This window comes from Paraglaciecola sp. 25GB23A, assembly GCF_040012495.1.
Taxonomy (GTDB): domain Bacteria; phylum Pseudomonadota; class Gammaproteobacteria; order Enterobacterales; family Alteromonadaceae; genus Paraglaciecola.
Window position 1 is genome coordinate 68,129 of the sequence record NZ_JBDYKM010000009.1, and the last position, 20,879, is coordinate 89,007.

Genomic DNA, 20,879 nt, shown 5'->3' on the forward strand with positions numbered 1-20,879 from the left:
GTTTGATAGATTAATCAAAGCTGGCATAGTGCTGTTTTCGACTTAATACTTTTTTCAAATAGTTTTTTGTTTCTTGTGCGGGTAAATTTTCCATTAAATGCGCATATATTTGCTCAGGCTCTAAACTATTAATTTTCATGACAGCTAAACCCAAGCTTTTTTTCTGGATAAAGGTAAGAGCCAGATTACCTACCCCCGTGTTGTAACTAGCTAACATGCAATATAATTTGCTTTGTTGGTTCTGAATATCTCGCAAATAACGGCTAGATAGAATGTGTAGGTAGGTCGCGCCCAACATCAAATTATTGTTTTGATCAAATAAGTATTCAGGGCTGACAACCTTGCGTTGTCCATACAAATATTCATAGGCATCAATGCCGGCTGTACTGGGCACCAATTGCATTAAACCAAAGGCAGGCACGGGTGATATTGCCATGGGATTAAAAGCCGATTCTGTTTCAATAACAGCTAGGATGAGCGATACATCTATTTGGTATTGATTGGCCAGTTTTTTGACTAGTTCCAATTTATTTTCCAACAGATTTTTCTGATAGGAATTAATAAAAGGAATGGTCAAAACCAGCCGCTTAACCGCCTGTTTAGTTTCTATTTTTAATGAGACTTGTGGCTTTTTGTCTGCTTTTACTGCAGCTACCTCAGGCCTTTGTGTTGAGTCAAACGCAGATGACGCGGCCTGTTGCTGCGGCTTAATGGTTTGTACTTGAGACGGGGGTGTTGTCAGTGAAACAAGGTCTATTTGTGCAATAACCTCAGCTGTATTAGCGGCCAAAATCGCATCAACTTCAACATAAGGTGCAGTAGATGTGTCAGGGTAAACTAAGCCTGCAGCCGGTATCTGACTGTCCAGAAGTTCATATTGTAAGGCTTGTTTGAATACATCCGCTTGTAACAACTCAGATTGACTGCTTTGCGCAATCTGAGTAGCAAATGCTTTTAACATTAATAGACTTTTAGCGACATCTTGTTCAACAATAGTCTCAATTTGATATAGGCCTTGTGCAAAATCAAACTTTGCACGGCTGGCATAAGTATCGTCATAGGTTGTCCAGCTATAAGCAGTGGGCAGTTCGATATCCTGCTGCCAATTGACTGATATTTTTTTGGTCAAACCTTTGTAAGCATTGTCTATTGCTAGTTTTACTTGTAAGAACTGTTTTTCCAACACCTTATCTTGCTGCTCAAACTGAGCCTCTAATTGTCGATCTAAAGCAGAAAACTCGTCATCCAAGTCGTCTCTACTTTGCCCCCATAAGGGCCAAGATAAATAATACATAGCAACAACAGAACAATACAAAACTGTTTTCATCAAAGACCTTAAGGCTGCTGATTTTCAATAAAAGATTGAAGCTGTTGAAGGGTCAAACGATTTTTACAAACAGGCAACTCATTGTTAAGACAAATGGCCATGACAACTTCGACTGAAATACTTTGTTCGCCTTCAGTGATAATTTGTTTGTGCTCGAAGGCACCGGTTAATAATGATTTGACTCTGGTGGCAACAACATCGCTGCTAATTTCATATTCTTCCATTGTTGTGCCCCCCGTTAATCTTACACCCTTGATTTGCTCACTTAGATTTCGTTGAGCATCAACTATAGCGGCACGACGAGCCATCATGGTCGCTTGAGCCTTGATTTTGATTATAGATAAGTCAGTTGTACCAAAGCCACTGGCCGTTATTAAAGCAGACTCATTCGCCTTAGTAGGCAAGACAAAACAACAAATACAAACTAATAAAATTTTTCCTAAACGCCTCATATTAGCTATCCTTTTTGTTTGGTTTTTAACTGGGCAACTAAACGACCCGCAAGGTCTATTCTTACCCCTTCTTCAATTGAACTAACTAATTGATCAATCACATCAAGTTTGAATGCACTATCAAGTAGGTATTTTTTGGCCTGCAATAACTCTTTACGACACGCCATGGGGGCATATTCCATGGCGTCACGAAAACTACTATGAGCCAAAATAATCTGGCCATTATCAAAGACACACGATTCATATTTCTTTTTAATCTGCTGTAACTCGACGCTATTTAAGGTTTGAGCAGTCTGATTCCCTCCATCAGCTAAGGCAACTGTTGACCAGCAAAGTATGGCGGTCAAAATAATTCGATTCATGGTGCACTCTCGGTTGCGGGTAGGTTCAAACTAACAGATTGATAAGTCTCACTTTCAAGTGAGTCTGCATCTTTAGCAATAAGGTAGTAACAGTAGTCATTTCCTCGTTCAACAGTAGTATCGGTATATTCCGTCAATGTTGCGCTTAGTGTGGTTAATTGACTGGCTCGACCACAGCTTTTACCTCGGTAAACAATGTACTGGCTGATATCAGTTTCGTTATTCGCTTGCCATGTTAACTTAGCAACATTCTGTTCTACAGAGGCACGCAAACCAGTAACCGCTTTGGGTAAAGGCTTAGTGGTGGCAGTAATTGGCTGACTTTTAGGGCCTTCTACTTTAAAACGATTGAAGGAAGATATCAGGTATTGATACTCAGAATTGTGCTCTAATTTGCTAAAAAAGCTTCCCTCATCGATATATTCAGATGCTGATAATTTTAACTTTTCTAACTCATCCAGTTTGCCGTTATCTTTTAAACGATAGACAATGTAGCCACCGATATCGCTATCGGCATAAGGCGTCCAACTGAGTGTTACTTTTTTTACTTGGCCACTTTTTACCTGAATATTTTGCGGCGCCTGTGGCAGTGCCTTAGTCACGACTTCGATAGCATTACTTTGACCGATTTGCTGTCCTTGGTGGATAATAGTCAGTTGATAAAAATAGGTTTTTTCATCTATCATATTTTTTTCATCAACATATTCACTGCCGTTGACAGTCGCCATTTCCTGCCAAGTCAAATTATTTTCTGAACGTAATATTTTATACGATCCCACCAGTGGATTAGGCGTCCAGTTTATGACGCTTTTTCTTAATAATCCTTGCTCCGTTGCCGCAAGTTCAGTCACTAGAGGGCTTGTTACTCTGACAATATCGGAGTCGGCACTGCTTAATCCGTCCTCATCAACTAGTTTTATTTTATATTCTGCGCTGGCATAAGGAAGCAATTGGCTATCTTGATACGAATTGCTATTTGCATTGATTTTATCTATTAAGGTCCATTGTTTTTCGTGCTGCCAACGACGATACACTTCAGCCAATTGTAAATCAGACTCAGATCCTGTTTGCCAATTTAAGGTGACCATCGTCGTTTCGGCTTGAGCACTGATTTCAATGGCTGCCCCTGGTAACTTTTTAGTAAAACCCTCAACGCCTGAACTTATTGGGCCGATGGCATCAAATATGTTTCGACTGGCAACAGCATAACGGTATATTTTACCGTGCTCTATTCCATCTTTATCTACCGAATCAGTGAAGCTACTTGTTTGGCTGCTGGGGATCTCTGCCACAAAATTGTAGGCCTCATAATCATCAGATTCGGTAGCGCGGTAGACTAAATAACTTTTGATATCAGGGTCATTCTTGTGCGACCAATTCAATACTAATTCGCGAGGTTTGCCATTAATAATATTGAGTTCCCCGGGTGCAGGGATATCTTTTGTTTTCATGCTTAGCGGTTCAGATTGACTGACTATTTGTCCGGCATAAACAATAGCCAACCTATATTCGTAATAAGTATCGTCAGCTAATTGATTGGTATCATCATAATAATCAATGACGCCGTCTAATTCTGCGATGGTTTGCCATGGCTGGTTCTTTTCACGTCGTAATACTCTGATTTTTTCAGCTACTGGAACGGCTTGCCAAACAAGCTTGTTTTTACGCAATAAACCATCTGCTTGTGGCAACATGACAATATTGTTTAGGGTGTGAATTAATTCTGAGGATACTGGGGCACTGACTAGTGAATCTTCGTCTACCACGCTAACTCTATATTCAACTTCAGCCTGCGGCATGAGCTGTTTATCAATATAAGAAAGAGTGCCACCATCCAAGGTTACCAGAGATTGCCACTGAGTTTGTTGCCAGCGCCGTTCTAATTTGAAACGTATATTGGCAGGAGCTTGCTCACTCTGCGACCAACTCAGGTTAATCTGAGATTGTTGAATATCTAAGATTAAATTGCCTATCGGCAATGGCGCTTCCTTAGTTGTACCTTGTTGAACAGGACTTAAGTCGCCTGATGCACTAAAGCTATTCAAGGCTGCCACGGCATAGTAGTAACTTGTACCGTTTAGTGTCACTGAGTCATCAATATACTGCTGTGCAGTGGGATCAAGCACCTCGGCAACTTTTTCCAAAGTCACTTCGGCTTGCTCAGTAAAAGGAGTACGAAAAATAGCGTAACCTTTGAGCGCTTGATCTTGGTAAGCTTGCCAGCGCAATATGACTTTTTGTGCTAAACCACTCTCAATAGTAAAGTTTTCAGGGGCCCTAAGCGGTCCTCGGCTAGTTAAGGTAATCGCTTGACTGAGTGCAGAAACTGAATATTGATCGAAGACATTAACAGCATATTGAAAACTCTGATTTTCAGCATTGAAGTCCTTATCTATGTAACTTGTTTGCGTTAAGTCATTTATGGTCGAAATTAGCACCCACTCCTTAAGAGCTAACGCATCGCGTCGATACACGTTGTAGCCTTTGCCAGCGACAACGGGCTGCCATTTGACTAAGCTTTGCCTCAGGCCGTATGTCCCAGTATCGAGCAAAGTTGGAGGCTGCACTGGCACATGCCCTATCAAATCTGATGTTTGACCTAGTTCTTGGCCATTAATTGCCCTCACGGCATACTCTACTGGCGCGACAATTGAGCCAGCTTCGGCATCCACTAAGGTATATTGTTTAATATCGGTATTCGCCTCACTTTTTTTATTGCTTGCAGACAACGTGGCGCGTGACACGGTATTGACCACTTTCCATGGTTGACCTTTTTCTCGTCTGACCAATTGATAGCCAATAACTTGCTGAGTGATATTTTGGGCTGAAGGCAAAAAGGTAATTTCTATACCTCTAATTAGTTGGTTGACATCCAAAACCGCTGGAGGCGCTAAGCTTGATACAACTTGCGCTGTCACCTTGATACCGGCAATTTTCTTACTTCTGAGTTCTTCACCAGTCTCTGTTAAGAGTGAAACCTGATAAAAAACATCCCCTGCCATATCACTGATATCGTCAACATATTCGGCATCAAGTACACTCGATAAATAACTAAAGGGACCTTGGTCAGATAAGCCCCTGTAAATATTAAAACCTAGGGCTTGGGGAGCAAATTCGCCTACAGTCCAAACAATCCGGCTTTGCCCTTCAAGCACCTTAGCGTCAATCGAGGACAACCAATTTGACTGACTACCATCTTCACCTAGACCAGAACCTGTAGCGATAAATTGATCAATTTCAGCAGCAATTTTTGAGCCTATTTCATTACTGCGATTTAATACATCTTGCTGATTGATAAAGTTAAAGTTCCAACTAGTAATCATTTGCCTGTTGGCAGAAGATACCAATGCAATTTGGCTCACTATATTGCCATTAACCCGAGATACTTTGCCCATAATGACAAAGTTCACATCTAATGACTGTCCTGCATTAATGGCTTGTTCTAAATCGAAGCCCTGAATAATGCCGTTGCGCATCAACACAACTTCCATTTCGCGTTGATTGAGAAGACTCAATTGACTATTTTTACGCAGTTCATTGCGCACAACATAAGCCACATCATTTTCAATTCCCACCACATCCATGCTCGTTGCAGTAAATTGAAAAATGGCCACACTGTGTTGTTTAGCATCAACAATAGGACTCAAAAACATCACAAAGAGCAGACCATAAAACGCCAAGCGAATGTTTTTGCAGTCAATTAGTCGTCTATTCATCCTTGTTTAATCCACCAAACTAGTTGGTTTCAAAACGATAGCGAGCCAATATTTCATTGATCCGTTTGTTGGCTTCGACTGTCACTGGCGAAGAAGAAACCGACTTTAAGCGCTCGTTGTAAACAGCATAGGTATAGTTTTCAACCGCGATATCATATTCGGCTCGACGCTCTCTATCTTGCCCTTCATTGAAATAGAAGGTTTCTAACTGTTGCAATGGACGCAAGACTTCACCGGCCATATGTTCAACAATTTGCTCTGTCAGCTGTTGCATTATTTCTGTGTCAGTGGGCACCTCCATTGGATCAAATATAATCCCCGCATCCTGCACACCGGCATTCGAACTGTCTTCAAGCTGAACTTTACGCTCAATGGTATCGACACGGGTGTTTTCACCCGTTAGTACATTCACTATCCTAAAAGACAATTGAATAAAACCAACCTTTTTTGTTTGGGTAACATCGTATTCTTTCTCACCAAACTCAGGCACCATTATCTTGGCTAACGGCGCATCTTTAAGCTCTTGTTTGGATGGGCTTGGATTCGCTGCTTTCCAGTTGAGATATTCAATATTATCTTGAATTTTTTCACCTATTTGATAACGAATCGTTTTGGTGCTTTCGGCGGTATTTTCATCTACTTTATATAAAAGAACTGAACCCATTATGGCGTAGTCAATTCCGTATATTCTGCCCATTTCTTTTGCCGTAGTTTCAGACACAACACCAATTTGACCGAGCTTCATTTCTTCTAATATTGAGGACAACTTTTCTCGCTCTAATATTTTGATATCTCTGCTAGCATTATTGAATAATCTGGAAATTAGATTGTTAGCGACAATAACTCCAGCATCTTCGGCGCTTGATGGACTATTGAAGTCAAATACGGCAATAGAGCGACGCGCACGATCATAAATATTATCTTCTATATTTCTGACCTTGGTAAATAAATCGGGATAGGCTGGATTGACTACACTAATGACATTCAACAATACCAAGGCCATTGCGTATTGGCCCTTCTGCTGGTAGCTCGAAGCACTATAATCCGCCTGTTGTGCCAAGGCATTACGCAAACTTTCAAACTTTGCAGATTCCAGAGCATTTAACTCTTTTAATTGTAGAAATTGGTTTTTAGCTTCGACTAAACGGCCTTCACTCATCGATTCCAGCATGGCGCCGGCGATAGAATCGGCTTGTCTTTGCTTAGCAATTATTAGCAACTCACCGCACTCGTTATTCGCAGCTCCATATGCCATGGCGGCTTTACAATTAACAATCACCTGAGCCCAATTTTCTGTTTGCTGAGCGGCCTTGACCTTGGCTAAAAAATATCCTTGATTGTCATTTTGCTGGACTTTTTTTAGTAAACTTGTGGCGATAGGATTGCCCGGAATGATCTCGAGTAAATCACTTAGGTATTGACGTGCAAGGGCAAAATTATCTTGTTTAATTGCCTTGTTGGCCTGGCTTAAATAATACTTATTGGCCTCAGTGACCACTGTCTTGATACGACTCTGAACGTCTTCGTAATTAGCAAAACGAGCACTGATATTTTTTAATAGTTGATTTGCTCCGCGCCAATCTTCTGTGACCATTGCGGTTTTAGCCATTTCATACTGTTGACTTAACTCGGCGTAAAGAACGGTTCGTTGCGCCGCAATTGAAGCGTTGGCGGACTCTGTTTCCTGATTACTAATGCCCACTTTGCTTAGGTCATTAATCAATGATTCCGCTTCATCCAAGCCTTGCTTGGTAATTTCAGCCGCCAGCAATTGATTAACTTTTTTTAGATTAACCGCGGTATAGCGATTTTTTAAATCAGCTAGTTTGGTCACAAACTGCTGATTTTTGGGGTTCTTGCTCACCGCTTGTTCAAGATATGCAATCGCTTCATCAAATTGATTAACACTAGCAAGTTGATTAGCGGTATCAAACTCCTTAGTGCCTTGTGTAGTTGAGCCGCAGCCACTTAGGGCGATTAATACGGCAGACGTAATAAGAGCTTTTTTCATCACATATTCCTAATGCTTGATGCTGAGTGTAATTTCTGAACCATTAAAAAATGACACAGTGAAGGGAATGCTGGGGTCTTTACTCAAGCTATTGAGTTGTTCATAGAGTTGTTCTGCCCATCCCTGATACTTGGTCAAATAAATAACTTTTTCGGCGGATTTTGATTGAATGTCTAAGGAGCTCAAACCCACAACAACATTGTTGAGCGCTGACTCTATTAGCTGGATTTGTTCTGTATTATTTGACATCAGCTTGAGTAAAACGGAATGTGTGTTGTCACCTAGCCACACTTGTTTTGTGTCTAAGTTAATGCGCTGAGATATTCGAAAAGCCAGTTTAGTCACCATCTTTTCAAATTGAGCTAAACTGTTTGCCCCCGCGGCTTGCTTTGATTCTGTCGCATTAGACAATACTTGCCCTGTTTGAGCATTTAATAACTGTGCCGCTACTGAAACTTGATTCGATTTAATCTCTAAACCTTGATATTCATCATTACTAATACGTGTTGTTAAACTTGTACTAACAATAAAAGTAGGTATCAAAGCAGAGCTAGCGTCATCACTAATAACATCAAAACCAATCTTTCTTAAAGACTGTGATAACTCAGTGGTAAAAATCGCCAGGGTATTAGCGGCATGTTCACCGTTGCTATCACGCTGTTGAATAATAATTTTTGGCTGTTTATACCAACTGTATTTTGCTAGTTGTTGTTTAGCTGATGCACTCGCTTTAGCCGAGTCGAGACGCGCAAGAATGGTGACGTAGTATGTCTCTTGGTCTACTTTACCTTCTGCTAATATGTCATAGCCATCGATTTGACCTTTAGCTGTGGAATATATTTTTTCTGAGGCCAACATAAAATTGTTTGTCTCAGTCCGAGCACTGATATAACTGCCCAACATCTGTTCAATGGCAACCCGTTTAGCGTCTTCAAGGGCATTTTTGCGACCGTCTGCCACATTACCATTAACAATCGCACCTAAGCCTTTAGCCTCTGTCGACGTTGCATGGGCATCGACACTGCAAATGAACACAACAATAGTCACAATAACTGTGAAAAATCGATACAACATCATAATCCCTTAATAAGTCGAGTCTCGTAGCAATAAAGATTTGGTAAGCACCGAACAATAAATCAAAAAACACAGTGTTACCATAGAGATACAGTTTTTTTACTTAAAAAGGGAATTTTTTCAGCTAAATGCTGTTTTGAAGAGTAAAAAAACCGCCAAATGGTCAGTTCTGGCAATTCAAACCCAAAAAATGTAACCATTAATAGACACTAAATTAACAACGTTTAGCGATAGTTGCCAACTGGCTTCCAAAAGAGATTGCTGTAAACAGGCCAGCAAAAGATTTGTTTATCCCCAAAAAAATTCAGCATTACATTTTTTTACAACTAGTTTCAAAGCTAGAGGCTATGATAAAATGCCTACTTCAGTATAAAGCTGAACTATTTGAGAAGAGTTAGGAAGCCCAATGAAAATCTCACAAAGTCGCCTGTTTATTGCGATTACTGTTTTATGTTTTAGTTTTACTGTTGACGCACAGCCTTCAGAGCCCTATCAGCTAGTGGAAGATGTAGCGAATAAAACCTTTAACAGTATAAAAAGAGAGCAGGTCAAAATAAAACAAAACCCAGATACCTTGCGCGTCATTATTAACCAAGAACTCATGCCCCATGTGTATTACAAATTCTCTGCATTAAAGGTGCTCAGTAAAAACTTACGGTCAGTACCCAAAGATAGAGTAGACGAATATATCGATGTATTTCGTGAATATTTGGTCACCAGTTTAGCGGTTGCACTGTCCTACTATACTGATCAAGAAGTCGTATTTGAACCAGCTAGGGATGTGGGAAGCGATAAAGATATCAGTATAAAAGCCTTGATCAAAGATCCAGGGGCTCCAGATATTCACTTGGCATTCAAACTGCGCATTGATTCCGAGGTCAATGAGTGGAAAGTCTACGATATTTTGGCAGAAGGAATTAGTTTGCTGTCTAGTAAAGAGAGTGAATTTGCGCCCATTCTGCGTGCAAATGGAATTCAAGCTGTAATTGATAACATGCACACCAGTAACAATGCTCCCATTAAGCTGGCTACTAGTGAAACTGCCAGTAAAAGCAAATAAAACAGCATTTTCAGTGAACAAAATAGTCATTTGAACGTATTGAAATAGTAATTAGAGCGAGGAAACAAATGACTACACTGCCACCACTTGAAGAAGCTGAGATATCCCGTGTGATTGAAATGGCATGGGAAGACCGCACTGCGTTTGAAACCATTGAACGTTTATTTGGCTTGGACGAATCTAAGGTAATTAGTTTAATGCGCCGGCATTTAAAAGCTAAAACTTTTAAAAATTGGCGCCAACGCGTTACTGGTCGAAAAACAAAACACTTGAAACTCCGCTCTCCTGATATTGATAGGGCTTATTGTCCTTCTCAATACAAACCTAAAGGCAGTCGACAATAAGCTTATTGCTTAAATCTGACTAAAGGTTTTGCCTTCTGTTCTGTATAAGGTAAGTTAAGTGCATTGGGTTATGGCTAGATCCACAAAACTAAAATGCGGGTTTATGCTCACTTATATAGGCAGTTAGGGCATTGTTGAATAAGAAGTCAGATGGCTTGTTGCGACTACATCAAAGTGAAACTGAAAAGTTAGAATTAGAACATCAAGCAGCTAAATTATTTATGCGCTGGTATGAACACGATAGCGGTAAGCGCATCCGTCATCTTTGGCACAATAGACCGAGTAAACCCGATGTATCTTGTCGCTTAGAAGGTCAACGTTTAGATTTAGAAATTGCCCACTTATATGGAACTGAGCAAGAAGCAATGCAAATTCTTGGCCGTGAACTGAGCGAGTTAACCCGCCAAGAACTGCGCCAACTAGAACAAAATACCCTACCCGCCCAGCGTTTATTAAAAGCACTTAATCGCATCTTACTCAATAAATCTTATAAACATTATAAAACTAAAAGAGTATGGTTGGTGATCCGCAACGCACATCCAGCTTGGGACACAGAACAAATAAAAGGGCTGCAGCATTGTATTGATGTGCCCACCCGTCACCCCTTTGAGCAAATTTGGTTAGTCGGTGACTGGGCGGGCAAAAGTGGCATTGTGCAATTATATCCCTAATTAGTAGGAGATTGCTGTGGTTCACTCAGCGATTTTTGGGCCTAAATTGCCGCTTCAGTAGTTTTAATAATACTAAAAAGAGAGTCCTTTAATTGCACACGTTGACGTTTTTTACTTTCAAGCACATCGTCTGACGGCGTTTCACTGCCCGTTTCCATCCTATAAATCTCTGTGGTCAATTCTTCATAATTATCGTACAGACGAACAAAATGTTTATCATTCATTTTTAAATGTCGAATAGTGTGATGATGCTCAGGTAACTCTTTCAATAAATCGTGTTTTTCGATACTCATTATAATTCCTCAAGTGACTGTATTAACCTTGAGTTGACTATCGCACTTTACATAGAATTGAAACTTGATCTAAATCATATAATTTGAGTTTATCGGTATTGTATTCAGCCACGAGAAGTTGAAGGAGGTTCAAATAGACAAACTAGGGTTGAAGCAAAAGGAAAAGTTGAGCACTAATAAATGTAGGAACTGTTGCTTGAGTAGGGATGTATATTACGGGTTTATATCAAAAAAAGCCCAGTAACCAGTGTACCCAACTTCAAACGCTGACCTTTGAGCCAGCTAATGACGGCAACCCTTGCAGAAAAATGTGATTGTAAACGCTCAAAAGGGGTTATCTGACCCCCTTTGGGCATTGTGATTCTGTAAGCTTAAGTACCCGACTTAATACCTTCTAGGCTGGCTTTTTCATCCACGCTGCACACCAACCATTTGCATTCACTAATTTACCGGGGAAGATATTACAGCCGAGCCATTCTTCACCTGCGCCTTTAATTTGCATGCAATTGGCACAGACGGCACCTTCGACCGGAGATTTATGAACATATTTCAGAGCCTTAGCCGTGACATCATCCTCACTTAGCTTTTCTTCAGCAAAGGCACGTATACTAACACTGCCAAGCGTAACTCCTACTAATCCACCAGCACTGTATTTTAAAAATCGACGTCTATCTATATTTGACATGGCAACACCTTTATCTTGGTTAAGACTCACAATAGAGCATTGTCTTAAACGGATAAAACAATGCATTGGATCGATTTTTTGCTGAATATAATTCACTGTTTTTGTGCTGTGGTGGGTGGAGTTGCTATATGCCTGTGATAGGTGAATGAGATATCTTTGCTGGCTTTATTCTGCTAAAATTTTGTTCGAGTTATTGATGAAATATCCCAATTCGATGAGCTAATTTGACAACGAAATTTAGTACTTTGAACATAAGTTTTAAAATAATAATATAAGTTCAGACAATCTTTAACTTATGCTTATAGGCCACGGCACAAACCCAAAATAGTTCACTTACATTGTCAATCAATACGTCTTATTTGTAGCTATGGAGATAGCTAAGCGCAAACTAAATCCCCCTCTTCCGCTAGCACATATTATTAGGAGTAGTTTATTATGGCAGACCCCTTGCTTGACTTGATTGAAGAAATCATCGCCGCACCGGAAGAGCCTAATGGGGTGAGTCCAACGGTCACTGCTTTAGTTGCAGCCAAAGATGAAGATGAGCTTGCCTTATTGCTTGAATCATTGCCTCTGCAACAACGTTTAGACGTGTGGCATAGCATTGGCCAACACAAAAAATTAGATGTACTGCTCGCCATGCGTGGCGATCCACGTGAAACCTTAATTAAAGCCACCGATGAGCAAGAATGGGACGAACTTTTTTACGACATCGAAGCTGAAGATTTATTAGAACTTGCCGACTCGCTACCTAGCCAATTAATGGATCAGGCGTTTGCAGCGATGGACAAGTTGCAGAAGCAATACTTTAATCAAGCCAATGAGTACACTGAAGAACAAATCGGTCGCTGGGCTATCCATGATCTACTAATCTTACCGGTTAACGCCAAAGTAAGAGATGCCTATCGACTTATGCGGCGTGAAATCAGTGATCACGTTGATTGCATCTTTTTAGTTAACCGCGCTGGCCAATTTTCAGAAGCAGTAAAACTCACTAAATTATTTGGCTTACCTGAACATATTCCCTTGGTCGATATAGCAGAAGAAACCTTTTATGTGCTGCAAGCAGATGATGATTGCCAACAAGCCGCTTTAGAGGTACAAAAATCTGGCTACGCATCTTTACCTGTGGTTGATGTGCAGAGTAAGTTAGTGGGGCGCTTAGATATTGGTACTGCCAGTGAACTGGTAAACGAGTATTACGAGCATCAAATAATGGCTTCAGCCGGTATGGATGAAGATGAAGATTTATTTTCGCCGGTCAGAAAAAGTGCCAAAAGTCGAGCCTTGTGGTTAGGCATCAATTTATTAACTGCCTTTTTAGCCAGTGCCTTTATTGGCGTATTTGAAGCCACCTTGCAGCAAGTTGTGGCATTAGCGGTATTAATGCCAGTAGTAGCCAGTATGGGAGGTATTGCAGGTAGTCAAACATTGACCTTGATTATTCGCGGTTTAGCTTTGAGACAAATTACTGGAGGTAACTTAAAAGCCTTACTGGCAAAAGAGCTAAAAGTGGGCGGTTTAAATGGCATTATTTGGGCTGTTGTCATAGGGCTGGTGGCGTTTGCTTGGTTTAATGATCCCATTCTTGGCGGAATCATTGCTGTGGCTATTCTACTTAATATACTAGCCGCCGCTTGTGCTGGGGTTTTTGTGCCCGTTTTGCTGGATAAGCTGAAAATTGACCCCGCCTTATCAGGTTCGGTGATCTTAACGACCATCACTGATATCGTCGGTTTTGTCGCCTTTTTAGGCTTAGGCGCTTTATTCTTGGTTTAAGGCTATATACTGCAACAGGATAGGGTATTTTTAAACGAGATCAATACCATATCCTGGTGAGCGTCCAGTAAAATGCCACCAAGGAAATAACGCTTGAGGCCGGAATCACTACCCTACTGCGCCAAATAGCTGTTGCCCTCAACCGCCCCACCAAGATGAATGCCAGCAGAACAACCGCTATCTGAGCGAGTTCCAAACCGATGTTGAAACTAATCAGTGAACCAACAAAACTGTCGGTAGGCAGTCCTAAGTCACGCAATGATTCAGCAAAACCTAGGCCGTGCAGCAAACCAAACATAAAAACGGTGAGAATACGCCAACCTCCAGGCCGTCTGAATAGTATATTTTCTATTGCCACCCATATAATGGAAAAGGCAATCAGTGGTTCGACTATCGCTGGGCTTAACTGAATGGCACCATAACTAGAAAGAGCCAGCGTGACTGAATGTGCCACGGTAAATCCGCTAATAAGCCAGAGTAATTGACCCACACTGCGCATGCCCAGAAACAATCCCAATACAAACAAAACATGATCCCAGCCCATAGGCATTATATGTTTCATTCCCAAATAAACGTAATCAAACCATTGCTGCCATGGCAAGCCTGCACTTGTTAGCGTTTCGGTCTGTGCATTTAATGCAAACAGCGGGCTTTGCTGATTTGGAACTAACCAGCGACTCATTTTGCGACCACTGTGTACTTGCAAAAACGTTAGCGCAATTGGCTCTTCAAATACAAACTCACCACTGAAGCGGGCAAGCAGAAAACCACTGTTTGACTTATCTAGAGGCAACTGAGCCTTTAACTGAATATGTGTCATGGGCCAGACTACGCCACTGTAAAAGTCTTCCATTGGATTGTTCGGTAGCTCGACCGTGTTTATTTGCCAGCTAATTGGCGCATTATCGACCATTAACTGTGTTGCCGAACTCAACTGCGATAATACGGTAACTATGCGCGGCTGCATCATTGGCTGGCTTAGTTGACTTAAGCTGTAATAGTCATCGGAGCTGCCTAGCTCCCGACTGAGATCAAGATTAAAATCGGCCAGTACTGTCCCATCTTGCTGCACCGAAATCTGTACTTTGCTCATATTTAACAAATGGCCATGACTACTAAAAGCACACAGCAAACTGCACCATAACCATGCTCTTAACACTAAACTAGTCGGTATAAAATTTTTCTGCCCCAGTGCAGATTTCAGTAGTTTGAACACAGCAAAACCTACCAGATGACGGGATGAGTCTGACCAGTGGTAACATCCACCAGCCCGGAGGGGTTACCTTTATAGGGTGCTACCAGTTGCCATTTCCAAGGAGCGGCGGTTAAAAAGGCAAAACGCATGCGCTCTGGCAATCCTGGTGCAGCTATCCATTCCATGGCATCTGCAGCCAGATGAAGTTTTTCCATCTCCGCCGCGACCTCTTGCACCGGACGTGCAGTCATTAATCCAGCAATATCTAAACGTACTTTAGCGATCACTTCGCCGCCACTAACTAGCACCCAGCCACCGCCCATTTCAGCAATGGTGTTGGCTGCTAAAGCCATCGCCGCATCATCATTACCAATAGTCCAGATATTATGTAAATCATGAGATTGTGAACTGGCCAACGCTGACCCAAGTGTTCGAGGACCGACATTTTGCCAAAACATTTTTGATACGGCGCCAGTGCCATGATAACGATCCACAACTGCCACTTTGATCAAATTATCTGATGGGTCGGACACTACCCTACCTTGCTCATTTACTGGCAAAGTGAGAGTGATAAATTCAGGCTTAAACCAAAAGGGCTCGAGCACAGCAGCAAAAACAGAATCACGTCCCTCTGGTGCACTGATCACAAAGTCACTGGCGCTTAAGGTGCGGCCCACATTCATGGTATCAGTAGCCCAGCTTGGATAATCAATTTTGGGTATGGATAATTGATATTCTTTACCTATACCAGCTAGTTGCCCATTGGCATACACCCGCTCAATGGCCACGGTATCGGGGTTACTTAGCAATACCACATCGGCATAACGCCCGGGCGCTAATGAACCTACCAAATGATCAATATTAAAATGCCGAGCCGTGTTATAACTGCCAAGCTGATAAGCGATTTCGTTGGGCACACCGGCCTCGATAGCACTGCGGATATTATAATCCATTGAACCTAATTGCATGGTAGCAAACACATCTCGATCATCAGTGGTCACCGAAATATTACTCCAGTCTTTAAGTTTCATTTCTAACAACTTCGGAAATAACACTTCAATAGAGCCTTTTTTTACCTCTAAAAAGACCCCTCTGCGCAGTTTAGCTATACCTTCTTCTGCCATACGAACTTCATGATCTGAGCTTAAACCAGCCGCTACAAAAGCATTAATATCTGAAGCACTGGTTAGGTTCATGCCGTGTCCTTCAACAACCGCTCTTTTGTCATAAGTGGCTTGAATCATTTCCCACAGGCGCTGATGTCCTGGATTGTTGGCATTGATGATAGCGGGCCAGTCCATCACTTCTCCAAGCGCCACCACTTTTGAATCTTGATCGAGAAAATCAACCATTTCCTGATAAGCAAAAAATCCACCACCAGATTCATAAGCCGTTGGCGGCGTTGCCGAACCAATAGCCGGAAATATTTTTAATGGACTACCGGCTTTCTCCGCTTTAAGCCAGAAATCAGCGGTATGGACTCCCACAACATTGGACACTTCATGGGAGCCCTCTACTGTCCATGTATTACCCTGAGGAATAACTAGGGCCGCTTCATATTCTGGCGTCAGATATGAACTTTCAATATGTTTGTGGGATTCACCAAAACCAGGCACAGCCCACAAACCACTGGCATCAAAGGTATCCTGCGCTTGCCCTTTCCAGCCTCCTGCGTCACCAATCCATGCAATGCGTCCTTTAGCAACCACAATATCCTGAGCGCTTTGCCATTCTTGGGTAAAAACATTCAACAGTGTCACATTTTGAATGACAAGGTCAGCTGAAGTTCTTCCTAAAGCAACCTGAGTTAGGGCCTGTCGAGTAAGAATTTCTTGGCTAAATGGCTTTGGCTGACGGATCTCAGTTCGACTAGTGTCAGTTTTAATAGGAGGCGTGCAAGCCACCAATGAGATTATCACTAGCAGAATTGAGGGCAATCGCACCAAATTAGTCCATAAAATATTCATAACCGTCTCCACATTGCGCAAAATTGTGCATTTATTAGTGCCACAGCGGCACTGGGGTTATGAACGCAAATAGAATGCCAATTCCAGACTATTTAGTCAGGTTTTTAAGGGTATGACGTGTTTCTTTATGTCGCACAATTCAAGCAGCTCTTCTTTTAATGATTTTGCAGGGATTGTATTAAATGCAGCTAAAGCCAAAGGTGCCACCTACGCTGATGGGCCTTGTGGCCACAGCACTTAGCTTGGCTGCAGATTTAGATCTTAGCAGCCGGCAACGAGGCAACAAATCCAGCAGTAGGTGGGCCCGCGTAACCTTTTCTTTAAGACTATGCCGGAGTTACGACTGTAGTAGGTGTTTTTTAATTGCATTAAGCAGAAGAGTAAAATCGAAAGGTTTAGCTACATGGGCCGCAAAACCAAGCTTTTCGTATAATTCAATTTCATGTTTCATGGCATTGGCGGTTAATGCGATGAGAGGTAAAGACTGATATTTTTTGTTAGCCCGAATATGACCGATTGCTGTGCAGCCGTCCATAACGGGCATTTGAATATCCATCAACACCATATCAAAATCTTGGCTGGCTAATTTGTCTAGGGCTATTTGGCCATTTTCAGCGCTCACGACTGTGGCGCCAACTGAGCCAAGCAATTGCTCAACGATTACACGATTAATTTCATTATCGTCCGCTAGCAAAATTTGTTTGCCACTTAAATTAACGGGCTTATCTGCACTGGTTGGTTGAAGCTCCTGCTCCCCCAAAGGCAAAGCAAGGTTTACCGCAAAACAACTGCCTTGGCCTAAGTGACTAGTCACTGTAATCTCTCCGGCCATAGTATCAACCAGTCCTTTTACAATGGACAAACCCAGTCCGGTTCCACCGAATTTACGACTAATTGAGCTGTCCAATTGGGTGAATTTAGTAAACAGCAATGGTAGCGCTTCAGTATCCATACCAATGCCGGTATCGCTTATTTTCAAAAGTAAATTGGCGTTACTTTGCTCTACTGCAGCCTCGCACGTCAGCGTTACCTTGCCTTGCTCAGTAAATTTAATACTGTTAGAACACAAATTGATAAGTATTTGTAGTAAACGTACTGGGTCACCTTTTACCCAAAGTGACCTAGGGCCGTCATAACTGACGCTAAATTCGATACCTTTATTTTGCGCAATGTAGAAAAATTGCTCGTTTACATCCGCCAGAACTGTTTTGATATCAAAGGGGATATGTTCTAACTGCATTTGTCCGGCTTCAATTTTAGAGAGGTCTAAAATATCGTTGATAATGTAGAGCAAGGTGTTAGCGGATAGTTTGGCTTTGCTCAGATAATCTAACTGCGTGTTGTCTAGCTTTGTCATTAAACTAAGGTCAATGAGGCCTAGAATGCCGTTGAGTGGGGTACGAATTTCGTGAGACATATTGGCTAAGAAAAGAGATTTAGCTAAGTTCGCTTGATCTGCTAAGGCTTTAGAGTCTCTGAGTTGTTGCTCCATTAACGTTCGTTCAGTCACATTATGATAAGCACACAACACGCCTAGTAACTCTCCATCTTTTGCCCTTAACATCTTACGATAAGTCGCAATAAAAACCGTATTGCCCTGTTTATCGGTATGTTCCTCTAGTTTATTTTCAGAATCCTTAGCGCTAGTAAGCACTTGCTTATCAAGTTCAGTCACTCTTTGAGCAAGATGGCTTGGAAACAGATCTTTGTCCGTTTTACCGATGACTTTAGATACGTCTCTTATCTTAGCATCTTGCAGAAAATATTTATTTGCGCCCAAATAGCGCAGTTGGGTATCTTTCCATAAAATGCCATAAGGTAGGGAATTCACCACAGCTTCCAAAATATTTTCTGAAACGTCAATTTGTTTGGTTTGAGACTTAATAATTTGTGCCTGTGACGATAAAAAGCTATTGAGATATAAGGAAAAACGCTTGATGAGCAACAAACTAATCGTCACTAAGTAGCCATATGTCAGCAGATTATTTAACCACGCCTCAGGTGATAATAAATACTTGTCTAGTGGAATATTAAAACTCAAGCTACCATCCAAAGATAACATTAAACCAATACTCAGTGCGGCAGCCCCACTGACCGCAAAAATAACAGCAAGACGGATACTGACCAATAAACTTGAAATAACACAGGCACCAAATAGTATTAAAGTGCCCGCACCTGCCAAACCAAAAGAAACCAGCCCGCCCAATCCTGCAATAAAAAAGATACTACAAATAAGCAGAGCTCGAATATTCAGCGCAATGATGTTTCTTAGTACATAAAGCAGGACGATGAAGCATGATAAAAGTACATGAACCAGCATAATCGGCTGAAAACCAATAACGTGGTAGCGCAGCAATGAGGCGCATGTGGCAAAAAAAACTAATACGGCAGCACTGCCTATGACGATATTAGTTAAGCCGTTTCTAATATCAGAGCGGCTTAATTCAGCTTTATTCTGTTGCATATAAAACCATGGCAATTAACGCATAATGTTAAAAATACCATCTTACGTGCTACATCAACAGAATATTACAGTTTGCAGTCAGTATTAACATGGCTCGCTATTATTGCGTCTCCAACCTTATGGAAGTATGAGCACAACGGCCGTCAATTAAGCAGTAGGTTATGCCAGATTTTGACCTATATCAAAGAACCCACAAAGATTACTTTTTCCATGGGCGTTGCGACTGGTAGCCTCTGCATTTTAAGTCCAAACTGTTTAACTGGGTTACGAACAAATTATCAGAGGCTATTATGTACCAAAGCAATTTGCCATTAACACCACACAATATAAACAAACGGCCAGCCGATGAGCTAGCTGTTAAGCAATTAAACTGCAGTAATAACTACCCCGAGTGTTACCAATCTGACCACCGCTATATTTGTAAAGATAATTGCTGTTGGAAAAAAGACTGTAAAAAACTGACTGCCACTTGGCTCAGAAAAAATTAAACCCCAATAAAAATGCAGCCCTAAGGCTGCATTTTTAACATCTAACTAGCACACTACAATTAACAAGCATTAGACCCTTGGCAGAATATTGGCCCTTTAATCAATCTGTTCGGTCGCTATTTACCTATTGGTGACAGTAGGTCAAGGTCTTGCACTAGATTTCTTACACCATGGCCATGATTTTCTTTAAAGACATTACCCTTACACCATTCACCTACGCTGGCAACGCTTACCTTAGCAACCTGTGGACGTACGCTCCATGATACTTTTAGAGGTGAGGCTTTTTCATTGTAACCGGGGCCCGTAGTTGAACCGTCATATTGAATAGGAGTACCGGTATCCTTAGGGATATTTTTAGCTTGATAATATCCATCTTCCATTTCAAATTCAGTCAGTTCTTTGAAGTCTAAGGCATCATCATCGTTAACCACTACAAACACTTGGGTTTCTACGCGCAACTGCGGATTCATTATTGACTCACTTAAACACGCGCCTAATGTTGGGCCCGGCGTAACTTGAGCACTAGAATGCACATAGTGCACTTCGATAGTATCGCCAGGATTAACTGCACCATGTTCACTTGGGCACGCTGCAACAGCAGCCGGCTTCAGTTCTGCCGACGTTAGTTTACCTGAATATTGGTAACCAGAATCAAAGCCTTTACCATCACCATTGCCCGCATACTTGGTAAACTCACCGCCTTTATGCTCAGCATTTTTATGGAAATGGATATTACATAAATTCATTTCAGTGTAAGCAGGAGCGCTGTTGAAAGCACGTAGGTTGTTACCAGCAGGCGCGTCTAAATCACGTGGCGACTGGGGACCGAAACCCTTGCCCTGAGTATTAGCGGTCAGTGCGAGATGCTGTTGTGCAACCACGTCATCAGATACCGCTTTGTCACTCATCGCCATTTTTGAGTCTGCCGTTGCACAACCCGTCATCAACATTGCTACCGATGCTGCAATTATTGTTACTCTATTCATTGTTC

16 protein-coding genes are annotated in these 20,879 nt (G+C 41.6%); 4 read left to right on the plus strand and 12 right to left on the minus strand.

The features are described from left to right. Nucleotides 1-10: 10 nt before the first annotated feature. From ABKW31_RS13640 to ABKW31_RS13665, 6 genes are read right to left on the minus strand one after another with little or no spacing between them, the layout of a single operon-like run. On the minus strand, nt 11-1,327 hold the full coding sequence (locus ABKW31_RS13640; protein WP_348617096.1) for a murein transglycosylase domain-containing protein: 1,317 nt from the start codon (nt 1,325-1,327) through the stop codon (nt 11-13). 8 nt (nt 1,328-1,335) lie between these two features. Further along, entirely contained in the window at nt 1,336-1,779 is a 444-nt protein-coding gene (locus ABKW31_RS13645; RefSeq protein ID WP_348617097.1) for a hypothetical protein, read from the minus strand. Nucleotides 1,780-1,784: 5 nt separating this feature from the next. Further along, nucleotides 1,785-2,141, minus strand: a complete 357-nt coding sequence (locus tag ABKW31_RS13650) for a hypothetical protein (protein WP_348617098.1) — start codon at nt 2,139-2,141, stop codon at nt 1,785-1,787. Continuing rightward, entirely contained in the window at nt 2,138-5,857 is a 3,720-nt protein-coding gene (locus ABKW31_RS13655) for a hypothetical protein (protein WP_348617099.1), read from the minus strand. Before ABKW31_RS13655 ends, ABKW31_RS13650 begins: the two co-directional genes overlap by 4 nt. A gap of 19 nt (nt 5,858-5,876) precedes the next feature. After that, nucleotides 5,877-7,868 (minus strand): CsgG/HfaB family protein, encoded by a 1,992-nt coding sequence (locus tag ABKW31_RS13660; RefSeq protein WP_348617100.1) that lies wholly within the window; start codon nt 7,866-7,868, stop codon nt 5,877-5,879. Between the two features lie 9 nt (nt 7,869-7,877). Further along, nucleotides 7,878-8,945: a hypothetical protein gene (locus ABKW31_RS13665; RefSeq protein ID WP_348617101.1), complete on the minus strand. Its 1,068-nt coding sequence runs from the start codon at nt 8,943-8,945 to the stop codon at nt 7,878-7,880. Between the two features lie 403 nt (nt 8,946-9,348). Between ABKW31_RS13665 and ABKW31_RS13670 the strand changes: the two genes are divergently transcribed. The 3 genes from ABKW31_RS13670 to ABKW31_RS13680 all read left to right on the plus strand — a co-directional run bounded on the left by ABKW31_RS13670 (nt 9,349) and on the right by ABKW31_RS13680 (nt 11,017). Beyond that, nucleotides 9,349-10,002, plus strand: a complete 654-nt coding sequence (locus ABKW31_RS13670) for an ABC transporter substrate-binding protein (RefSeq protein WP_348617102.1) — start codon at nt 9,349-9,351, stop codon at nt 10,000-10,002. A gap of 68 nt (nt 10,003-10,070) precedes the next feature. After that, nucleotides 10,071-10,346, plus strand: a complete 276-nt coding sequence (locus ABKW31_RS13675; protein ID WP_348617103.1) for a TIGR03643 family protein — start codon at nt 10,071-10,073, stop codon at nt 10,344-10,346. A gap of 155 nt (nt 10,347-10,501) precedes the next feature. Continuing rightward, nucleotides 10,502-11,017 (plus strand): hypothetical protein, encoded by a 516-nt coding sequence (locus ABKW31_RS13680; RefSeq protein ID WP_348617150.1) that lies wholly within the window; start codon nt 10,502-10,504, stop codon nt 11,015-11,017. Between the two features lie 41 nt (nt 11,018-11,058). Here ABKW31_RS13680 and ABKW31_RS13685 read toward each other — a convergent pair whose 3' ends face one another. Both ABKW31_RS13685 and ABKW31_RS13690 read right to left on the minus strand, forming a co-directional pair. Beyond that, a complete protein-coding gene (locus tag ABKW31_RS13685) occupies nt 11,059-11,310 on the minus strand; it encodes a DUF465 domain-containing protein (protein WP_348617104.1) in 252 nt (83 codons plus the stop codon). Between the two features lie 394 nt (nt 11,311-11,704). Further along, nucleotides 11,705-11,995, minus strand: coding sequence for a high-potential iron-sulfur protein (locus ABKW31_RS13690; RefSeq protein WP_348617105.1), 291 nt, complete (start codon nt 11,993-11,995; stop codon nt 11,705-11,707). 435 nt (nt 11,996-12,430) lie between these two features. On the opposite strand from ABKW31_RS13690, the gene ABKW31_RS13695 reads away from it, so the two are divergent. Continuing rightward, entirely contained in the window at nt 12,431-13,774 is a 1,344-nt protein-coding gene (locus ABKW31_RS13695) for a magnesium transporter (RefSeq protein ID WP_348617106.1), read from the plus strand. Between the two features lie 40 nt (nt 13,775-13,814). On the opposite strand, the gene ABKW31_RS13700 is transcribed toward ABKW31_RS13695, so the two are convergent. The 4 genes from ABKW31_RS13700 to ABKW31_RS13715 form a co-directional block, all read right to left on the minus strand. Further along, on the minus strand, nt 13,815-14,990 hold the full coding sequence (locus tag ABKW31_RS13700; RefSeq protein ID WP_348617108.1) for a HupE/UreJ family protein: 1,176 nt from the start codon (nt 14,988-14,990) through the stop codon (nt 13,815-13,817). An 8-nt stretch (nt 14,991-14,998) separates the two neighbouring features. Then, nucleotides 14,999-16,936 (minus strand): adenine deaminase C-terminal domain-containing protein, encoded by a 1,938-nt coding sequence (locus ABKW31_RS13705; RefSeq protein WP_348617109.1) that lies wholly within the window; start codon nt 16,934-16,936, stop codon nt 14,999-15,001. Nucleotides 16,937-17,273: 337 nt separating this feature from the next. Further along, complete coding sequence (locus tag ABKW31_RS13710; protein WP_348617110.1) at nt 17,274-19,400, minus strand: ATP-binding protein; 2,127 nt, start codon at nt 19,398-19,400, stop codon at nt 17,274-17,276. A gap of 604 nt (nt 19,401-20,004) precedes the next feature. Then, a complete protein-coding gene (locus ABKW31_RS13715) occupies nt 20,005-20,874 on the minus strand; it encodes a delta-class carbonic anhydrase (protein WP_348617111.1) in 870 nt (289 codons plus the stop codon). Nucleotides 20,875-20,879: the final 5 nt, after the last annotated feature.

What these genes read in the sequence shown, in the direction of transcription:
- ABKW31_RS13695 (WP_348617106.1), top strand. Translation starts at nt 12,431, where the DNA reads ATGGCAGACCCCTTGCTTGACTTGATTGAAGAAATCATCGCCGCACCG.
- ABKW31_RS13645 (WP_348617097.1), bottom strand. Translation starts at nt 1,779, where the DNA reads ATGAGGCGTTTAGGAAAAATTTTATTAGTTTGTATTTGTTGTTTTGTC.
- ABKW31_RS13665 (WP_348617101.1), bottom strand. Translation starts at nt 8,945, where the DNA reads ATGATGTTGTATCGATTTTTCACAGTTATTGTGACTATTGTTGTGTTC.
- ABKW31_RS13675 (WP_348617103.1), top strand. Translation starts at nt 10,071, where the DNA reads ATGACTACACTGCCACCACTTGAAGAAGCTGAGATATCCCGTGTGATT.
- ABKW31_RS13690 (WP_348617105.1), bottom strand. Translation starts at nt 11,995, where the DNA reads ATGTCAAATATAGATAGACGTCGATTTTTAAAATACAGTGCTGGTGGA.
- ABKW31_RS13640 (WP_348617096.1), bottom strand. Translation starts at nt 1,327, where the DNA reads ATGAAAACAGTTTTGTATTGTTCTGTTGTTGCTATGTATTATTTATCT.
- ABKW31_RS13670 (WP_348617102.1), top strand. Translation starts at nt 9,349, where the DNA reads ATGAAAATCTCACAAAGTCGCCTGTTTATTGCGATTACTGTTTTATGT.
- ABKW31_RS13655 (WP_348617099.1), bottom strand. Translation starts at nt 5,857, where the DNA reads ATGAATAGACGACTAATTGACTGCAAAAACATTCGCTTGGCGTTTTAT.
- ABKW31_RS13705 (WP_348617109.1), bottom strand. Translation starts at nt 16,936, where the DNA reads ATGAATATTTTATGGACTAATTTGGTGCGATTGCCCTCAATTCTGCTA.
- ABKW31_RS13715 (WP_348617111.1), bottom strand. Translation starts at nt 20,874, where the DNA reads ATGAATAGAGTAACAATAATTGCAGCATCGGTAGCAATGTTGATGACG.
- ABKW31_RS13660 (WP_348617100.1), bottom strand. Translation starts at nt 7,868, where the DNA reads ATGAAAAAAGCTCTTATTACGTCTGCCGTATTAATCGCCCTAAGTGGC.
- ABKW31_RS13710 (WP_348617110.1), bottom strand. Translation starts at nt 19,400, where the DNA reads ATGCAACAGAATAAAGCTGAATTAAGCCGCTCTGATATTAGAAACGGC.
- ABKW31_RS13685 (WP_348617104.1), bottom strand. Translation starts at nt 11,310, where the DNA reads ATGAGTATCGAAAAACACGATTTATTGAAAGAGTTACCTGAGCATCAT.
- ABKW31_RS13650 (WP_348617098.1), bottom strand. Translation starts at nt 2,141, where the DNA reads ATGAATCGAATTATTTTGACCGCCATACTTTGCTGGTCAACAGTTGCC.